This is a genomic window from Halopseudomonas bauzanensis, assembly GCF_900114735.1.
Taxonomy (GTDB): Bacteria; Pseudomonadota; Gammaproteobacteria; order Pseudomonadales; family Pseudomonadaceae; genus Halopseudomonas; species Halopseudomonas bauzanensis.
Genome location: NZ_FOUA01000004.1, coordinates 55,117 through 73,566, shown reverse-complemented (window position 1 = coordinate 73,566; position 18,450 = coordinate 55,117). Strand labels below are relative to the sequence as shown.

17 protein-coding genes and 1 pseudogene are annotated in these 18,450 nt (G+C 55.8%); 13 read left to right on the top strand and 5 right to left on the bottom strand.

All coding sequences use genetic code 11. From position 1 onward, the window contains the following. Positions 1-22 precede the first annotated feature (22 nt). The 3 genes from BM267_RS10350 to BM267_RS10340 are packed head-to-tail and all read left to right on the top strand — an operon-like array spanning position 23 to position 3,171. Entirely contained in the window at positions 23-1,672 is a 1,650-nt protein-coding gene (locus tag BM267_RS10350) for a hypothetical protein (protein WP_074779855.1), read from the top strand. Between the two features lie 5 nt (positions 1,673-1,677). Then, the gene (nudC, locus tag BM267_RS10345; protein ID WP_074779853.1) at positions 1,678-2,511 is read left to right on the top strand and encodes an NAD(+) diphosphatase; all 834 of its coding nucleotides are present in this window, start codon (positions 1,678-1,680) and stop codon (positions 2,509-2,511) included. 18 nt (positions 2,512-2,529) lie between these two features. After that, a complete protein-coding gene (locus BM267_RS10340) occupies positions 2,530-3,171 on the top strand; it encodes a hypothetical protein (RefSeq protein ID WP_036992308.1) in 642 nt (213 codons plus the stop codon). Between the two features lie 30 nt (positions 3,172-3,201). Here BM267_RS10340 and BM267_RS10335 read toward each other — a convergent pair whose 3' ends face one another. Together BM267_RS10335 and BM267_RS10330 are read right to left on the bottom strand one after the other, a co-directional pair. After that, on the bottom strand, positions 3,202-3,969 hold the full coding sequence (locus BM267_RS10335) for an SDR family oxidoreductase (RefSeq protein ID WP_074779851.1): 768 nt from the start codon (positions 3,967-3,969) through the stop codon (positions 3,202-3,204). 236 nt (positions 3,970-4,205) lie between these two features. After that, entirely contained in the window at positions 4,206-4,520 is a 315-nt protein-coding gene (locus BM267_RS10330) for an SCP2 sterol-binding domain-containing protein (RefSeq protein WP_074779849.1), read from the bottom strand. 209 nt (positions 4,521-4,729) lie between these two features. Between BM267_RS10330 and sohB the strand changes: the two genes are divergently transcribed. From sohB to BM267_RS10300, 6 genes are all read left to right on the top strand, one after another. After that, positions 4,730-5,749, top strand: a complete 1,020-nt coding sequence (gene sohB, locus BM267_RS10325; RefSeq protein WP_074779847.1) for a protease SohB — start codon at positions 4,730-4,732, stop codon at positions 5,747-5,749. A 9-nt stretch (positions 5,750-5,758) separates the two neighbouring features. After that, on the top strand, positions 5,759-6,745 hold the full coding sequence (locus BM267_RS10320; protein ID WP_074779845.1) for a YhdH/YhfP family quinone oxidoreductase: 987 nt from the start codon (positions 5,759-5,761) through the stop codon (positions 6,743-6,745). A gap of 6 nt (positions 6,746-6,751) precedes the next feature. After that, the gene (gene alkB, locus BM267_RS10315; protein WP_074779843.1) at positions 6,752-7,402 is read left to right on the top strand and encodes a DNA oxidative demethylase AlkB; all 651 of its coding nucleotides are present in this window, start codon (positions 6,752-6,754) and stop codon (positions 7,400-7,402) included. A gap of 148 nt (positions 7,403-7,550) precedes the next feature. Further along, positions 7,551-7,943, top strand: coding sequence for a fosfomycin resistance glutathione transferase (gene fos / locus BM267_RS10310; RefSeq protein WP_074779841.1), 393 nt, complete (start codon positions 7,551-7,553; stop codon positions 7,941-7,943). 169 nt (positions 7,944-8,112) lie between these two features. After that, complete coding sequence (locus tag BM267_RS10305; RefSeq protein WP_074779839.1) at positions 8,113-8,820, top strand: class I SAM-dependent methyltransferase; 708 nt, start codon at positions 8,113-8,115, stop codon at positions 8,818-8,820. 23 nt (positions 8,821-8,843) lie between these two features. Then, complete coding sequence (locus BM267_RS10300; RefSeq protein WP_074779837.1) at positions 8,844-9,134, top strand: hypothetical protein; 291 nt, start codon at positions 8,844-8,846, stop codon at positions 9,132-9,134. A gap of 58 nt (positions 9,135-9,192) precedes the next feature. On the opposite strand, the pseudogene BM267_RS16730 reads toward BM267_RS10300, so the two are convergent. After that, positions 9,193-9,270: pseudogene (locus BM267_RS16730) on the bottom strand (DUF934 domain-containing protein); the annotation flags it as partial. Between the two features lie 197 nt (positions 9,271-9,467). On the opposite strand from BM267_RS16730, the gene BM267_RS10295 reads away from it, so the two are divergent. From BM267_RS10295 to BM267_RS10280, 4 genes are all read left to right on the top strand, one after another. Continuing rightward, positions 9,468-10,829 carry a tetratricopeptide repeat protein gene (locus BM267_RS10295; RefSeq protein WP_074779835.1) on the top strand — a complete coding sequence of 454 codons (1,362 nt, stop codon included), beginning with the start codon at positions 9,468-9,470 and terminating at the stop codon, positions 10,827-10,829. Between the two features lie 269 nt (positions 10,830-11,098). Beyond that, positions 11,099-12,796, top strand: coding sequence for a hypothetical protein (locus BM267_RS10290; protein ID WP_074779833.1), 1,698 nt, complete (start codon positions 11,099-11,101; stop codon positions 12,794-12,796). A gap of 141 nt (positions 12,797-12,937) precedes the next feature. Continuing rightward, positions 12,938-15,166: an AAA family ATPase gene (locus BM267_RS10285; protein ID WP_074779831.1), complete on the top strand. Its 2,229-nt coding sequence runs from the start codon at positions 12,938-12,940 to the stop codon at positions 15,164-15,166. Between the two features lie 12 nt (positions 15,167-15,178). After that, a complete protein-coding gene (locus BM267_RS10280) occupies positions 15,179-15,973 on the top strand; it encodes a hypothetical protein (RefSeq protein WP_074779829.1) in 795 nt (264 codons plus the stop codon). 81 nt (positions 15,974-16,054) lie between these two features. On the opposite strand, the gene BM267_RS10275 is transcribed toward BM267_RS10280, so the two are convergent. Next, complete coding sequence (locus BM267_RS10275) at positions 16,055-16,549, bottom strand: DUF934 domain-containing protein (protein WP_074779827.1); 495 nt, start codon at positions 16,547-16,549, stop codon at positions 16,055-16,057. Continuing rightward, the gene (locus tag BM267_RS10270) at positions 16,533-18,191 is read right to left on the bottom strand and encodes a nitrite/sulfite reductase (protein WP_074779825.1); all 1,659 of its coding nucleotides are present in this window, start codon (positions 18,189-18,191) and stop codon (positions 16,533-16,535) included. The genes BM267_RS10275 and BM267_RS10270 overlap by 17 nt, the downstream gene beginning before the upstream one ends. Positions 18,192-18,450 lie beyond the last annotated feature (259 nt).

The window sequence follows — 18,450 nt, the reverse complement described above, 5'->3', positions numbered from 1 at the left end:
AGGGACGAAGGAGACTGAAGCGATGTTAACCGGTGCCACATCACTCGATCTTGTCAAGGATGAGCTGTTCGCCAGCATGGCTGGCGTCGAGGATCTGCTGCAGCAGTTCCTTGAGGAAAGACAAAACGGCAGCCTGCTGCAAAAGGCCATTGAGGGGCTGCAGCAGCTGCGCGGTACGCTGAACCTGATTGAGCTGGATGGCGCAGCATTGCTGGCGGAAGAAATGATCGCCCTGGCGACGGATATTCCGGAGCATGAGGGCGAGGGCAGAAACGCCCCGCTATCCGCCTTGTGCAATGGCCTGTTCCTGCTCCAGCGCTATTTGCATCTGTGCCGCCAACAGGGTGTCGAGCAGCCCGAACTGCTGCTGCCGACCATCAACGACCTGCGCGCCCACCGGGCGGATGCGCCGCCCCTGGCGGAAAGTCATTTCTATCCCTTGGATGTACAACGGTTGCCCGTGGCCCTGCGTGATGGATCGAAGGAGCCGCTGGATACCCGCACCTTTGCACGGTTGCGGCAGATGTACCAATTGGGGCTGCTGGGTATGCTCCGGGATGAGCGGCCGGCGGCGGGCATCTCGTTGATGCAGCGCGCCCTGCAACGTATGGAAACCCGCCTGGATGATCGTACAGCGACCCTGTGCTGGGTTGCATCCGCCTCGCTTGAGGCGATGGATGCCGTGCCCCTGCAAATGACCGCGGAGCGCAAACGTCTGTACTCGCGGCTGGATCGCGAACTCAAACGCCTGGCTTCTGGTCATTCCGCTTCGGACAGTGCATCGCTGCTGAGGGCGATGCTGTATCTGGTCGCCCTGGGCGATGCCGGCTGCGTGTTGTGCGAGGAAGTCCGCCGCGCCGTCAATCTGCCGGACCCCGGTTACAGCGAAGCGGCTCTGCAGCGTGCCTTCGATCGTCTGCAGGGCCCTGGTGCCGATGTGATGCGCTCGGTTGCCGAGGCGTTGCATGAGGAAATTGCCGCGGTCAAGGATCTACTGGACCTGTTGGCACGCAACGCCGGCGATGCCGAGCAATCCCTCGAGACCCTGGATACTGCCCTGCAGCGGTTGTGGAAGACGCTGGATATGCTGGACCTGGCGGAGATTGCCGGCAAGATCCGGCACGCGGCGCAGCAGTTGAGCGGCTGGCAGTCCGGCAACAGCGGGGTGCTGGAGCAGGTTGCCGACGCGGTACTACATGCCGAGTTGACGGTGAACCGCCTGGAAAACGAGGGAGAAGCTCTGGGCGGATTCGACGAAAGCCGCAATCCCGGCCCGGTCGAACTCAAGGAAGCGCATATCGTGCTAGTTGAGGAATCCCAGGCGGGACTGGCCCTGGCCAGACGGGCCATCACGGCCTACATCGAGTCGGGCAACGACCGCATGCACTTGCTGAACGTACCGGCGACACTGGAAACCGTGCGGGGCGGGTTGATCTTCCTGGGTATGACCCGAGCGTCGGATATCATTGGCAATGCCTCACGCTTCATTCGCAAGTCCATGCTGGAGCAGCAGGCTACACCGGACCCGCAGCAGTTGGAGGTGCTGGCCGATGCCCTGACCAGCATCGAATTCTATCTTGAGTCGGCGGAGCGCTCATCGGTCGGTACAGGCGATGTCCTGGCCGTCGCCGAAGACAGCCTTGCCGAACTCGGCTACGGCGTCGGAGCCTGATTCCCGTGCAGAGATTCACCCGGTTTACTGCCTCCCTGACCACTGAAACGCATGCCGACGGCTGGGTGCTGATCCGTCATGAACAATCCTTTGCCATGTACCAGGGCAACCTGTTGCATGATCCGGATATGGCGCGTTACCTGGGCGATGCCGAATACCAGATGACCCTGGGGCTGGTGGATGACCGGCCATGCCAGTTGGTGCGCGTCAAGGAGCAGATCGATCTGCCTGGGCTGTCATGGCACGGTTTGCGCAGTCTGCTGGGGCAAGTCGATGACTCGACGTTCCGCCTGCTCGGCGTAGCTCAGCAATTGGATATCTGGCACGACACCCACCGTTTTTGTGGCCGCTGCGGTCAGCCAACCCAGGTGCGCCCGGACGAACGGGCGATGGAATGCAGCGGTTGTGGCAATCGCCAGTACCCCAAGCTCGCGCCCTGTATCATCGTGCTGATCACCCGCGGCGAGGAAGTACTGCTGGCGCGCTCGGCCAATTTCCGCGCCGGGTTCTTCAGCACCCTGGCCGGATTCATCGAGCCTGGCGAGTCGGCGGAGGAAGCGCTGCGCCGCGAGGTGATGGAGGAGGTCGGTGTTACCGTCGATCATATCGAATATCTCGGCAGCCAGAACTGGCCCTTTCCCAACTCGCTGATGTTGGGTTTCCATGCTTCCTATGTCGATGGTGAGATCGTTCCGCAGCCCGGCGAGATCGAAGAGGCCCATTGGTGGAATATCCATCAACTGCCCGCCATACCGCCCCAGGGCACCATTTCCCGTTGGTTGATCGATTGTTATCTGGCACGGCTGGCCGGCCAGCCACAACCCCCCGTTCCGGCCTGAATGTGACAAGGAGTTCGCATGCAATACGCTGGTCTGGCAGTGCTGGTGGGATGCCTCGCGCTGCTGCTGTTATCGCTGATACTACGTTTTGGTTGGCGCCTGGATTGGCTGCTCGGCTGGCTCAAAGGCATGCTGCTGTTGGCATTGCTGGGCTGCTGCGCGGCGGTCGCGGTTATCGCTTGGGAACTGTATCAGTTTCGCCCGATTACCGACGGTGCCCAGATTGCCACACTGGAGCTGAATGAAAGTGCGCCCCAGCGGTTTGATGCAACCCTGCGAACGGCAGACGGCGTTCAGCAACTGCAATTGCAGGGTGACCTATGGGAGCTGGAGGTTCAGGTGTTGCGCTGGCAGGGACTGCTGCACGCGCTGGGGCTGGAAGATGGCTACCGCCTCGATCGCCTGAGCGGGCGCTATCTGGCGCTGGAGCAGCAAACAGAAGTCACTCCGACTCGGCCATTGCATGATACGCCGCGCTGGCGCGACGCCTGGTCCTGGCTGGATGGCGTCGACCTGGGCTGGCTGTATGCCGATGCCTTTGCCATTCGCTTCATGCCGGCGGCCGATGGTGCTCGTTATGCCATTGAAATCGGCACCACCGGTCTGTCGCCGGTGGCGATGAACCCTCAGGCCTTGACGGCGCTGAAGGGCTTCGATTGAAGAAGCCGGCCCGCGAGGGCCGGCCAGGCTTCAGGAGAGCATGCCACCGTCGACGTTGATCGCCGTGCCAGTAGTGTAGCTGGACGCATCGCTCACCAGGTAGAGCACGGTGCCGGCCATCTCGCTCGGGTCCGCCGGGCGCGCCAGGGGAATGCGCTGCAGGGCGGGCTTCAAAATGCTGTCATTCTTCACCAGCGCCGACGCGAACTTGGTATCGGTCAGGCCCGGCAGCAGGGCGTTGCAACGGATGCCGAACTGCGCACATTCCTTGGCGAACACCTTGGTCATGTTGATGACCGCCGCCTTGGTGATCGAGTAGATGCCCTGCATCATGCCCGGTACCAGGCCGTTGACCGAGGCGACGTTAAGAATGGCGCCGCCGCCGTTTTCGCGCATCAGCTTGCCAGCTTCAACCGACATGAAGAAGTAGCCGCGGATGTTCACGTCCACGGTTTTCTGGAAGACGTCCAGATCGGTATCCAGCACATTGCCGAAGAAGGGGTTGGTGGCAGCATTGTTGACCAGGATATCCAGCTTGCCGAACTGGCTGCGAATGGCCTCGACGGTCGCCTTGATCTGCTCCATCTCACCGATATGACAGGCCATGGCGGTGGCTTTGCCACCCGCGGCAACGATGGCGTCGGCCACTTCCTGGCAGCCATCGATCTTGCGGCTGGAGACGATGACATGGGCACCTTGCTGGGCCAGCAGTTTGGCAATGGCTTCGCCGATGCCGCGGCTGGCGCCGGTTACCAGGGCAATTTTTCCGTCCAGGTCGAACAGTTGGGTTTTCTGCATCTGTCTTGTCCTTGTTGAGATAGGCATGATCGTTGGTCAATCTACTGCAGGGGCAAGAGGCTGCCAAGACGCAGTGTTACTTATCAGAAACCGTGTTGGCAGGGGATCGGTTGTGTCTATGGCGGCAAATTGCGATTGGCACGACCCTTTCGGGCGACTGACGCGCAGCGCCCGACCAGCGATGCCGGGCAATAAAAAACCGGAGCCTGGCTCCGGTTTTTTGTCTTGCTGCTCGATCAGACCGGGAACAGCTCGCCCAGCTTCAGCGCCAGCATCATGTCGCCTTCGGCGCGCAGCTTGCCGCCCATGAAGGCCTGCATGCCGTCGGTCTCGCCGGTGATAACGCCGTTCAGCGTTTCGGAGTCCATGATCAGGGTGACGTTCGGGTCTTCCGCATCGCCCTGCTGGACATCACAGGTGCCGTCCTTGATCACGGCGTAGAAATTGGAATCATCCTCGATGTTGAATTGGAAAACGAGATCCAGGCCAGCAGCGGCAGCCGGATTGAACTTGCCTTCCATGTTATTGATGATGTCAGCAACGGTAGTCATGGATTCTTCCTTTATCGGATGTTTCATAGGGGCAACGGCAATCGTTGCAACGCAGGGTTGTGCAACTCGTCAGAGGGTAGGGTGGCTCAGGGAAGCTGTCAACAAGAATCATACGATCGTTTGAATCCTGCCGGGGACGGTCTGTCTACCGCATCGGCTGATCCTGTATGCTTGAGGTAGTCCTGAAACCGAATCGACTGGAGACACCTGTGGAGTGGATTGCCGAGTTTGGAATGTTTGCCGCCAAGGCGCTGACGGTATTGCTGGCGGTCGTGTTCGTGCTGTTGCTGATCGCCTCGCAAAAAGGGCGGCAGCGTAAGGGCGAGGGTGCCCTGACCGTCACCCGCTTGAATGATCAACTGGCCCGCATGACTGAACGACTGGGCCAGGCCGTACTGGACAAGCCGGCATTCAAAGCGCTGCAGAAAACCCGCAAGCAGGAACAGAAAGCGCGCGCCAAGCACAGCGCCGAACGCGACAAGGTCTTCGTGTTGAACTTCCATGGTGATATCAAGGCCAGCGCGCTGGAGAACCTCCGTCATGAGGTGACTGCGGTATTGGAGTTGGCCACCCCCCAGGACGAGGTAGTCGTCAAGCTGGAAAGCGGTGGCGGCATGGTCCACGCCTACGGCCTGGCCGCGGCGCAATTGACCCGAGTGCGGGAAGCCGGTGTGCCGCTGACCGTCTGCGTCGACAAGGTCGCCGCCAGCGGCGGCTACATGATGGCCTGCATCGCCGACCGCATTCTGGTGGCGCCTTTCGCCATGCTCGGTTCCATCGGCGTGGTTGCGCAATTGCCCAACTTCCATCGGGTGTTGAAGAAGCACGACGTGGATTATGAAATGCTCACCGCAGGCGAATACAAGCGCACCCTGACGGTGTTTGGTGAAAACACCGAGAAGGGGCGGGAGAAATTTCAGGAAGATCTGGAAAACATCCACTACCTGTTCAAGCGCTTCGTCAGCCGTTATCGATCGGTGCTGGATGTCGATGCCGTGGCCACCGGCGAAGTCTGGTTCGGCACCGAGGCGTTGGAACGCGGCCTGGCTGACGAGGTCAACACCAGCGATGACTACATCAATCGGCGCATCCGCCAGGCCGATGTATTCGAGGTGCACTTTGCCCGGCCCAAGCGGCTGCAGGACCGCCTCAGCTCCAGCATGTCCGCTGCGCTGGATCGGCTGGTGCTGACCTGGGTTTCACGTTTCCACAATCAGCGTTTCTGGTAGGAGTCCGTCATGTCCGAATTCAAGGCATTGCTGGTAAGTGAAGAGCAGGGGCAGTTCGTGCCCCGAGTGGTCACACGGCAGGTGGACGAGCTGCCGGCGGGTGAGGTGTTGATCCGCGTGCGCTGGTCGTCACTCAATTACAAGGACGCCATGTCCGCCAGCGGTAACAAGGGCATCACCCGCAACTTTCCCCATACGCCGGGAATCGACGCGGCGGGGGTGGTCGAAGCCAGCTCGGTAGCGGAATTGGCTGTCGGCGACGAAGTGATCGTGACCGGCTACGACTTGGGCATGAACACCCCGGGCGGCTTTGGCCAATATATTCGCGTGCCAGCCGCCTGGGTGCTGAAGCGCCCGGCGGGCCTGACCTTGCGCGACAGCATGGTGCTGGGCACTGCTGGCCTCACCGCAGCGCTCTGTATCGACAAGTTGGAACGCGCCGGTCTGACGCCAGGTTCCGGCCCGGTACTGGTAACCGGCGCGACCGGTGGCGTCGGCAGTATCGCCGTCGCCATGCTGGCCCAACTGGGGCATGAAGTGGTGGCAGTCACCGGTAAGGCCGATCAGACCGAATTCCTGCAGCGTCTGGGCGCCGCTCGGGTGCTTGATCGCGCCGAGCTGCAGGTCGGCACAGCCAAAGTCATGTTGCCCGAGCAATGGGCCGGTGCGGTAGATACCGTGGGCGGCGATATCCTGTTCAACGTGGTCAAATCGCTGCGCTACGACGCCAGTGTCGCCTGCTGCGGTCTCACCGCCGGCGGCCAGTTCCAGGCCAGCGTGTTCCCCTTTATCCTGCGCAACGTCAACCTGCTGGGTGTCGACTCGGTGGAGCAGCCCTTGGTGGTCAAGGCCTCCATGTGGGACCGCCTGTCACTGCAATGGAAGACCGATCTCACGCAACTGGAACAGGAAGTCACCCTGGATCAGCTACCGGAATTCATCAAAACCATCCTGGCCGGAGGTATGGTCGGCCGCGCCGTGGTCAATCTCGGCTGAGGATCAATGAGCACGCTGGATCTGTTTCACCAGGCGCAGCCGGGGCAGCGCATAGCGATGGGCGCGCAAGCCTTTATCCTGCCCGGCTTTGCCGAGCCATGGCTCGACCGGTTGCTGCCCGCGCTGGAAGCTATCCAGCGCGAGGCTCCCTTCCGGCAGATGATGACCAAAGGCGGGCGACGTATGTCAGTGCAAACCACCGCCTGCGGCAAGCTCGGCTGGGTATCCAACGAATACGGCTACCGCTACAGCCCCATTGACCCGGATAGCGGCCAACCCTGGCCGACCATGCCAGACTGCCTGCTGGAACTGGCCCAACACGCCGCCAGAGAAGCCGGCTTCAACGACTTCCATCCCGATACCTGCCTGATCAACCGCTACCTCCCCGGCGCCCGTATGGGCCTGCACCAGGACAAGGACGAATGCGACTTCAACGCCCCCATCGTCTCGATCTCCCTGGGCATGCCCGCCACCTTCCTGTTCGGCGGGTTCAAACGCTCGGATCGACCTGCAAGGACGATCTTGAATCATGGTGACGTAGCCGTATGGGGTGGGGTGGATAGAATGCGGTTTCATGGGGTGATGCCGCTGGGGGATATACCCCATCCACAGCTGGGGAGTCAGCGGATTAATCTGACGCTGCGTAAGGCGGGATGAGCGTGGTGCTCACATTACATCAGCACCCACGTGTCATCCGTCCCATCACCTCGTCATCCTTCGCGAAGGCGAAGGATCCACCCCCGGCGCTCGCTGGGACGCTCGCTCCTTAACCTGAACATTACGTTTACTCGGGCAAAGCGCGATCATGGACATCAATCACATTACCTTCTCGGTCGCCGATCTGAGCGCATCAATTGCGTTCTACCGTGATCTGCTCGGAATGAGGCTGCATGTTTTCTGGGATACCGGTGCTTATCTCACCGCAGGAGAAACCTGGATATGCCTGAGCGTTGGAGTGCCCCAGCCTGCCAATGACTACTCGCATGTTGCTTTCAGTATCGGCGAAGAAGAGCTTTATGAACTCCGCACCAAGCTGCGAAATGCAGGAATCACAGAGTGGAAGCAGAATAGCAGTGAGGGCGATTCCATATACTTTCTTGATCCGAACGGACATCGCCTTGAGCTTCATTGTGGTACGTTGGTAACCCGGTTGGCCGAATTGGAGAAGTTACCTTATAAAGGACTGGTCTGGTGCTGAAAACGTAACAACCGGCTATTGTCTTCTCCAAAGCCGGGCCGTTGTTGGGTTCTGGAGTCGGGGGTGGCCATTGGCAACTAATCATTCGCACCAGCGGCCTACCATCGTGAGACCTCCCTCGGACCGCCGCTGTGCTCTGCGTTAGACCTCCAAGAACCTGGAGCACTGTATGCATCAAGACGAAATTAAGGCGATATTCGATCAGCAGGCTGCCAGCTACGACGCGCAGTGGGCTAAAACGGCACCGATCAAAGACTGCTTGTATTTCCTTTTGGGGTCATTGTTTGCAGAACTGCCTGCTGACGCACGAATCCTCTGTGTTGGGGTGGGCACAGGAGTGGAGCTAGCCTACCTTGCTAAAAATCCGACGTGGGAATTTACTGCGGTGGAGCCTTCCGGCCCTATGCTTGATGTTTGTCGGCAGCGGGCTGAAAAGGAAGGGGTTGCGTCTCGTTGCCACTTTCATGAAGGTTATCTCGACTCACTCTCAGCCAGCGGGTCCCACGACGCCGCCACTTGTTTTTTGGTATCGCAATTTATTCTCGATCAACAACGGCGGTCGGATTTCTTCCGAGAAATATCACGCAGGCTCAAGCCGGGAGGGATCCTTGCGAGTTCTGATCTGGCTTCGGATGTAGAGTCAGCCGAATATGAAGTGTTGCTTCGCGCTTGGGTAAATATGATGGCGGCGTCAGATATTTCGCCAGAGGCGATAGATCGCATGCGTAAGGCGTATTCCAATGACGTTGGCGTTCTTCCGCCCGGTAGGGTTGCGTCAATTATTGAGGCAAGCGGTTTTGAGCCTCCTGTGCAGTTTTTCCAGGCCGGACTGATTCATGCGTGGCTGTCAAAGCGTGCTCCGGGCAATGCCGCCTGACAATAAAGTAGGGATAACTTTAAATGGATGAGTTGGTTTTGGTCGTTCTGGATGCTTTGATTGGCGGTGTGGTTTTGTGGCTTGCTGCAAAAATCACCTCGGTGGATCTGGTTCTAAGGGAGGCGGTGATTGCTGCGGGTGGGGCTGCCATTGTTGCGCTGGTCCCAACCGTGGGCTGGGCGCTGTCCATCGTAGTGCTTTTCGTGCTGCTCAAGAAATTCAGCCGAGCCAATATCTGGCCAGACCTCATTTTGATGGTAATCGTCAGCAGGTTGGTATCGTTTCTAGCGTTTATGGCTCTGGGCGGGGTGTGAGGTAGTTGTAGCGCACAGGCAAACAAAAACCGGACGCTGATGCGTCCGGTTTTTCTGATCAACGTCGCCGAAACAATGGCAGCGGTTGGTCAGTAGCTGCCTGATAAACCTCGGAGAAGTCGTTCAGGCTGGCCAGTACAGCACGAAATAAATGTACCAGATACGTACCAGATACATATCGACCTGTTTCTGATCACGCTCTGGCTTTGGGTGCAAACGTGAAGCGGTCGAGCTTATGCGACCGGAGCGGTTCAACAACTCCTTGATGCAGCGTAGAGTTGTCTGGCAAGACTAGACTTCCTCAGCTGTTTGCCGAACCATCAAGGACGATGTATGAGATTTCTCAATTATGTGCTGCTACTGACTATGTGCGTTCATGCGGCATCTTATGCCTCTACGCTGGAGCTGCTTTTCGAGAGCGGTGATTACGAGGCTTTTCTGCCGAATGCGGAGGTGGCGGCTGCGGCCGATGATATAGACGGGCTGTTCTTGCTGGGCAAGGCTTATCATCTTGGGAAAGGAGTTCCCGAAGATGCAAGGAAGGCCAGTGCATATTATCAGCGGGCACGAGATCTTGGCTCTGCCAGGGCCAGCCACAATCTCGCCACTATTGCTGAGGCGCAGCGGGATATTCCCCAGGCCGAGAGGTTGTATGAGGAGGCGCTGGAGCGCGGGCTGAAGATGCCGACTTTGCTCAATCTTGCCCATATGACTTACCCGGATGAGGGTGGGAAGATCACTTCTATTCCATATTTTGTGGAGAAGGTCGGGCGGTCTGGTGATTACTATGCTCAAGCATATGCCGAAAATAATGACGACGAAACACTGGCATTCGCAGCGAAGGCGTACGTGCGAGCTGCTGTGGAGGCGCGGAAGTATCCTTCCAGTCACTTTGATGCTGATGCACTCAGCGCGCGTGCCGTTGAGTGGCTGAAGCGGAGCATGAGTCGCGGAGACAATGCCGCATGGACCAATTACGGTGTGCTGTTGATGGAGGAGGAGAACTATGCGGAGGCACGGGCCGCTTTGCTGGTCGGGGCTGAGAATAATGAGTCGGTAGCGCATTACTATCTCGCTCGCATGCCGTCGGAGGACGAAAGCCATGACGAGCATGCCCGCCGAGAGATCTACCATTATGAGCAGGCTGCGTTACTCGGACTGAAGGAGGCTGCACAGCTGGCTATCGATCGACTGGGACATTCACTGCGTCGCGAGAACGATCTGGCGACGCTTGAGAGCGGTGTGCGCCGGTTGGAGCGGCTGTATGAGGTGTCGGACTTCCCTGCAACATATGCCCTTAAGGATGCCATATCCCGGTTGGAGTGGGTTCGCAAGCTTCATGCCAAGGAAAATAAAGCCAAACCACAGGTGGGGTTGCCAATGGTCTTGCAAGCTTGTGGGCTGGGCTGGGGGGAGGTATACGGCGACACCTTCAATCTCGGCATAAACACTTCATGGCGGCTTGTGGCTCACCAGATGTCGGGCACCGAGCAGCGGCTATTGGAAGGACGGGTGGGTAAGGATGGCTGTGCAAGTTCCGCTGAGGCGCTTGCGCCGATGGCGCAGGCGTTGTTGGCGGATGGGGCGGTATTTGCTTTACATTTTCCAAACTATAGTTTGCCGCTGAGGGCCGAGGAGAATGAAGGTCAGGTGGTGTTGAGTCTTGAGCCGCAGGTAATGCCGATACCGCGCTAAGCAACGGGCTCCCTCGTGTCAGCCTGGTTGCCCCTTTGGCCGTCTTGCCTAGAGCCACATCTCAGGAAGCAATAAGAGGTGCGTGTTGTCTTAAAGTAGCGACGTGACAGCCATTAACACAAGCGCCTAACTTTATTTCCTCTAAATGTCTATTGGGTCACACTTTCGCGTCACTGAAACCCAGATTTATTTTATAATATGCGCTGCATTGGGCTAAGGCTCTAACGAGCTATTCTTATTAAGCAATTGATAATTCAAGGAAGTGAACAATGGCAAAAGGTGCTGCCAAAGGCAAAATTTCGAAATCGCTCGCGGATGCAGCTGTCGAAAAATATACCAAGAAGCGGGCGGTCGATACTACTGAAAAATCGGAAGAAAGCACAATTTCCAAGCAGTTTGCTCAAATCGAAAGCAACCCATTCCATCAAATTGTCGTCCAGTCAGACGCCTCGCCCTCCGAAAAGAAAGACGCTGTCGCTAGAGCATTAGCCTATAACGAGACAGAGTCAAAAGAAGAAAATGAAGCGAGACTCGCCTCCTTTGAACAGTTCAAAGAATACTTGATGGCCTACCGTAAGGAAATGTCGAAAGAGATTATTCGGCTTGCTGATACTGAAGCCTTCTCTGAGCTGCAGGCAGTTTTTGAAGACATGAATTCCTCCCTGCTTAGCTTCGAGCAGAAAATAACACCGCTTATTGAAATCATTGATGCCGTACATCGCCTCAATATGGCAAGCGATGGCGCCATGTACGATGTATTCAAAGAAATCCAAGAGGATAAGGAAGAAGAAGAGCGCATTAAACAGCTACGTGCCGAGCAAGAAGCTGAGTTGAATACGCTTGAGGCTAACATTCTGAAACTGAATCAAGATATCGCTGCTTTGCGTGAAGATCGCTCTTGGTTTGGTATGGGCGGCGTAAAGAAAGATGCTTTGCAAAACATTGCTCGCAACGAAGTGCTCATTGAAAATCACAAAAATACTGCTGCAGCATTGCGTGAAAAAATTGAAAGCACCACATTTAATCGTGAGACCAGGTTTGCTGAGTTTTCAGCGGAAAAAGAGCAGCTACGTGAATTGCTGGACATCACGTCTGAGGAGCATAAAGACCGTCAAGAAAGCCTGGTGAAAGCCGCGTTGGATTTTGTAAACACAACGGATGAGCGTACCGGCTCTGTTCTGGACCGGATGGGCAAAATAAGATCGCAGATTAAAAATGTCGACACCGTAAACGGCAATATGAAGCGCATTTTTGCTGTCGTCAGTGACGGTATAAAAGATGCTGAAGTCAGCAATGCCGACTTGTCTAATCGATTTAATATTACCGCTGAGGAAGAAACCACGTTAGCGCAATATGAGCGTGAAGATAAGCTCGAAGCAGTTAATGAGCACATTGAAGCATTAACGGCGTCCAAAGTGGATACATTAAGCACATTGGGAGAGCTGCAGGAAGAGAGTATGAACATCAAGTCCATGCGTGATACCAATAATCAGCAAATAAGTCACACTCGCAAAATGCACACCAGCGGCACCGCGGGTATCGCAAGCCGCTTAAGTACAGTGTTAACTGCCGTATCGTCCGCCGCCTTGAATGAGGCGCGCACAACAACGCAAAACACACTGAACAAAATGAATACAATTACTCATGATATCGCGCAGAACGAAGCAATTAAAAATGCGACGCATATGCACTTGCAAAATGATGAGTTATCAAAGGCAATTGAACAGCTGGCAACTTATAAAGACATTAGCGACAAGGCAACCGAAATTACACGCTCAGCCTTGGAGGAGCAAAAGGTCCTGCAGCGTGAAATTGAGTCAACGGCTGCGGACTTGGCCAGCTCTATTAAAAAGGCCAAAGGTGTTACCGCTGAGGTAATGAATGCGGCGGGCACATCTATACCTGAACAAGACGCTGAAACCTCAGTTCGAGAAGCTGAGATATCTTTTTCCGACCTTAAACTATAGGTCTTGTTCATCTTCAACCATTTCCATCTAACCAAGGGTAAGTAACCTAACCAGCATAAACGCGCTAGGTTATTGAGCTTTTTAGAAGAAAAAGGGGCTGGCTCATACGCCAGCGAGTCTCAAATGGAAACGAGATATTCAATGTCAGGACAAGCAAACACCCCGATACACGACCATCTAATACGTGGTCATGATTACCTCGCACAACGCCCTGAGTTTTCGTTAATTGGGCGCACAGAGCCAGTACAGCAGCTGACCGCTATTTTAACGCGACGGAACGCAAATAACATTCTGCTGGTTGGCTCTGGTGGTGAAGGCTGCTCGGCGTTGTGCCTTGGTTTGGAAGAGCGCAAATTAGACGACGGAGCTCCCTACGACCTGATCAGCAAGCGTTTTTTCTGGTTAGATAGTGATGGTCTGTTTGCGTCAGGTAACCCGAACACGATTAATGATAGCTTCCAGAAAGCTCTGAAAATACTCGCCCGCACACCCGACAGCGTATTGATCATTGATGACATGCGCGATTTTATCGAAGCATCACGGAATAATGGTGCTTCCCACCTGATCAACGCGCTAATGCGCGCCGTGCGAAAAAAAGATACTCAGGTTATTTTGGAAAGCCGCGATGCAGATTTGAATGTGGTATTGAGCGCCCACTCTGACATGCGCGAATACTATACCGTGCTGGACTTGAGTGAGCCGGCTGCGGATGAGCTAATCGACATTGTTGATCAGACCGCACGCCGCAGGCTGGAGCCGTTTCACAAAATTCGCATAGCCGATTCGGCGATAGCCGCCGCGGTGGAGTTAACCGAAAAGTACCGTGTGCGGGATATGGGGTTAAGCCGAGCGCAACCGGAGCGCTCATTTACGTTGCTGGATCGCGCGTTAACCAGTTATCGGTTGCGAGCCCATTCTAAAGACCCGAGAATAGTGGTTTGGGAAGCCGAGCTGGAAGCACTGGCGCAAGAGGAACCAAATTCCCCTCGTATAAACGAACTGAAAGCGAATATCCAGACCATCTCGCAACAATGGCAAACACGGCAACAGACTATAAAAAAACTGTTCCAGGAATTACGCAATGGCGAAGAGGGCATTCGTCGTTTAGAAGATGAGCTGGAAACGCAGCTTTTAAAAGAAGCTGAAGCTCGGGAAAACGCAGCCGATAAAGAGGGAATAAAAGGAAGCACGTCTGCGTTAAATCGCTTCATGCTGGACACAGTCAGCCTCGATTCCGAGGTGGTCACCCATATTAAACAAAAAATCAGTCAATACGAGGCCTTGGTTAAAGAAAAGAAAAGCGACTTTGAAGCGCAGACCAAGGAAATCAACGATCAGTTGGAGCTGGAACGAGAGCAGGTACTCATCGAGTTCAGTTCCATCTCTGGCATTCCTGTGACCAAGCTTACTCAAGATGAGCGTAAAAAGCTGCTGCACCTGGATGCCCAATTAGCAAAGCGTGTTTATGGCCAAGATGTCGCTATAACAAAACTCGCCAATCAGGTGCGGGTGGCCAAAGCTGGGTTACAGGCACCCAATAAGCCTCAGGCGTCGTTCCTGTTTTTAGGGCCGTCTGGTGTCGGTAAAACCGAAATTGCGAAAGCCTTGACGGCGGAGCTATTCGATGACGAAAGCGCGCTGTTGCGCTTCGATATGTCGGAGTATATGGAGAAGCACGCCGTTGCGAAGCTCATTGGAGCGCCTCCGGGTTATGAAGGCTATGAAGCAGGCGGTATTTTAACCAATGAAATGCGTAAGAATCCGCGCCGAATCATTCTTTTCGATGAAATCGAAAAAGCGCATCCTGACATCTTCAACGTGTTTTTACAGATTCTCGATGATGCACGTCTGACGGACAACCGAGGTTTGACGGTCTCGTTTAGAGACTCCATCATTTTAATGACCACTAACATTGGCACCCGGCACTTCCTGGGCCAAAGCAATTTTTCCATCGCTGAAGAACTGGCGATGGAAGACCTGGAAAAGGAATATCGTCCCGAGTTTCTGAACCGCTTCAGTGGTCGACAAAATATTGTTTGCTTCAATACGTTGAGCCTGTCGATTATTGAAATGATCGCTATTCGTGAAATCAACAAGCTCAATGAAATGGTACGAACGACCATGCCTAACCTGACCGTTGCGATGGACTCTACGGCACTGTCTGCCATGTGCCGCGATCATTACAAGCCCGTAAACGGTGCCCGTGGTATTACCGGTTATATTGAGGGCGTTATTAAGCCTGAAATTGCCAATACCGTACTATTTGCAGACCAAAGTAGCGGCATTATCACCATCGGTTACGATGAGGTCGAACGCTGCCCGGTCATGAGTTTGCCCGATGGTCAAGGTGTTGAACAAGCAACAGGCTAACAGAGGGTGACTATGCCGGAACGGGATCCGTTGGTGGAGCGAGCTCGTAAACTGGAAGCGTCGACCAGTGTAAGAGCAAGCGAGATAGATACGCGGCCGGCATGGGTGAGCGGGATGGACCGCTCACTCAAGCTTAAAGGTGGCTTGCTCAAAATCTATGATATGTCTGTTTTTATCTTGGGCAAGCTGGCAGCCGTGATGCTGGCGGTCTGGGGGCTGGCCCGCACGCTATTCAGTCTTATCGCCAAAGCATTTCATTGGGCGGCCTATGAGCGCGAAGATGGAAAAGTAACATTACAAGATAACGGCAAGCCGATTTTTTCTGGCAAGCGATTTATCATTTGCTCTATGGGTATGGGGACGTCGGCTTGGCTACTGCATATTGCATTGTCGGCGGTTTATTTTTACTCAACCAATTTTGAAGAGTTGGTCTATACAACCGGCAAACAAGAAATTGAAGCCGGCGAGCTATACCAATTTACTGGTTGCACCTCTCTACCCTGCAGTACCGTATTGAACAATGGTAAGTTTTATCAAATCGCAGAAAGCTGGTACTTCCCGTACCTGGTGTATCCGGAAGAAAATGTCTTTGCTAACATTCCTCAGCAAGATGCTGCCTGCTTCGTAAAAGGCTATGGCCTGTATTTTCGTAGGCTGAAGTTTATTCACCGTCGCGCGCAGTGGTACCAGAATGTATACAGTGTAGCCTGTCGACCTTATACCGATGAAGAAAAGGCAAAGGCTGTGAACTCAGGGCAAGTTAGGCCGGTAAATGACCAAGGGCCGGATTATTCTGAAAAGGAATAAGGCAACATCTCAGGGAAACTATGGCCCACTGGGTGCCCCAAAACGAAACCGGACGCCTGAGCGTCCGGTTTTTTCTTTTAATCAGCGCCGCCGAAACAGTGGCAACGGCTGATCGGTAGCCGCCTGATAAACCTCGGAGAAGTCGTTCAGGCTGGCCAGTGCGGCATGGGGGTCATGATCTTCGCGCAGGGCGTAGGCGTCGAAGCCGCAGCGGTGCATGAAGAACAGCTGGTCGCGCAGTACGTCGCCAATCGAGCGCAGCTCGCCCTGGTATTGGTAGCGGTCGCGTAGCAGGCGGGCATTGGAGTAGCTGCGGCCGTCGCTGAAGACCGGGAAGTTCAGTGCGATAACCGCAAAGTGCTCCAGGTCATCAGCAATGCTTTCGGCTTCTTCGTCGGCATCCAGCCACACACCCAGGCGGCCATCCCGTGCTTTGAGGGCATGGGCGTGCTCCAGCCACATGGCCAGCGGCACGATGATGTCCCCGGAGTTGGTCAGCTGTTCCAGGCTGGCATCCTTGGCCAGCATTTCCCAGGTGTCCGGAACGACCTGGTTGCCCTTAATTATCTGCTGCATACACGCGCTCCTTGAACGGGGCCATACCAATGCGCTCGTAGGTGTCAATGAAGCGCTCTTCCGGCGTGCGGTTCTCGACATAGACGTCGATCAGCTTCTGCACCACAGTGGGCATCTGGATGGCGGCGAAGGAGGGGCCGAGGATCTTGCCGATGGCGGCATCACGACCGGATTTGCCACCCAACGATACCTGGTAGAACTCCTCACCTTTCTTGTCCACACCGAGAATGCCGATATGGCCGACGTGGTGGTGGCCACAGGCGTTCATGCAGCCGGAGATGTTCAGCTCCATGTCGCCGATGTCGTATAGGTAGTCGAGATCGTCAAACTGAGCCTGGATCGACTCGGCAATCGGAATCGACTTGGCATTGGCCAGGGAGCAGAAGTCACCGCCGGGGCAGCAGATGATGTCGGTCAGCAGGCCGATATTGGGCGTCGCAAAGCCCAGCTCACGACATTTCTGCCACAGCTCATACAGATCCTGCTGGCGCACATAGGGCAGTACCAGGTTCTGGTAGTGGGTGGAGCGGATTTCACCCAGGCTGTATTGATCGGCCAGCTCGGCGGCGGCATCCAGCTGTTCGGCTGAAATATCGCCGGGGGCGATGGAGGTTTGCTTGAGCGACAGGGTCACGGCGGCGTAGCCCGGCGCGCGGTGCGCCTGCACGTTGCGGGTGGCCCAGTTGTTGAATCCGTTGTCGCTGCTGCGCTTATCCAGATAGCCAGCATCGTCGCCGGCGAAGCTTTCCAGCTCGGGGCTGACAAAGTACTTGCTGACCCGTTGTAGCTCTGCTTCGGTCAGGGTGGCGCTGCCATCCTTGAGGTTCTGCCACTCGGCTTCGACCTTCTCGGCGAATACCTCGGGGGTGAGCGCCTTGACCAGAATCTTGATGCGCGCCTTGAATTTGTTGTCCCGACGGCCATAGCGGTTATACACACGCAGAATGGCTTCCAGGTAGGTCAACAGGTGCGGCCACGGCAGGAAGGAGCGGATTTCGGCACCGACCATGGGAGTACGGCCCAGGCCGCCGCCGACCAGCACCTGGAAGCCCAGCTCGCCGGCTTCGTTACGCACAGCGTTCAGGCCGATGTCGTGGATGCCGATAACGGCGCGGTCTTCCTCGGCTCCGTTGATGGCGATCTTGAACTTGCGCGGCAGGAAGGCGAATTCGGGGTGGAAGGTCGACCATTGGCGGACGATCTCGCACCAGGGGCGCGGGTCGATCAGCTCATCGGCAGCGACGCCGGCGAACTGGTCGGTGGTGGTGTTGCGGATGCAGTTGCCGCTGGTCTGGATGGCGTGCATCTGTACCGATGCGAGCTCTTCCAGGATATCCGGCACATCTTCCAGGTTCGGCCAGTTGAAGTGGATATTCTGGCGCGTGGTGATGTGGGCGAAACCCTTGTCGTAATGGCGAGCGATGTGCGCCAGTTTGCGCAGGCGCTCGGACGACAGCACGCCATAGGGCACCGCGATACGCAGCATCGGAGCGTAACGCTGGATGTACAAGCCGTTCTGCAGGCGCAGCGGCAGGAATTCCGCTTCGGAGAATTCACCGGCGAGGTAGCGGCGTACCTGATCGCGGAACTGCTTGGCGCGGTCCTCGACGATGCGTTGATCATACTCGTCGTAAATATACATTCTGACAACCTGTTGTAGGGCACTCTGTTGCCCGTGACTACGGAAGCACAACCCGGCATGGCTCAGGAAGCGCGCAGACGATATCAGTTTTTCTTTATGCTTAAAAGGAATGTTTATTTATATGCTTAGATCGAATAAGAGAGTCCGGTCCCGCTGTCACTTGTGCATTTGCGCGGGCTGGGCTTAACTGTATCGGCAGAACATTCCCATTTCAAAAACAAGAGGAAGACCTTCATGGACAACCACGATATCCATACCG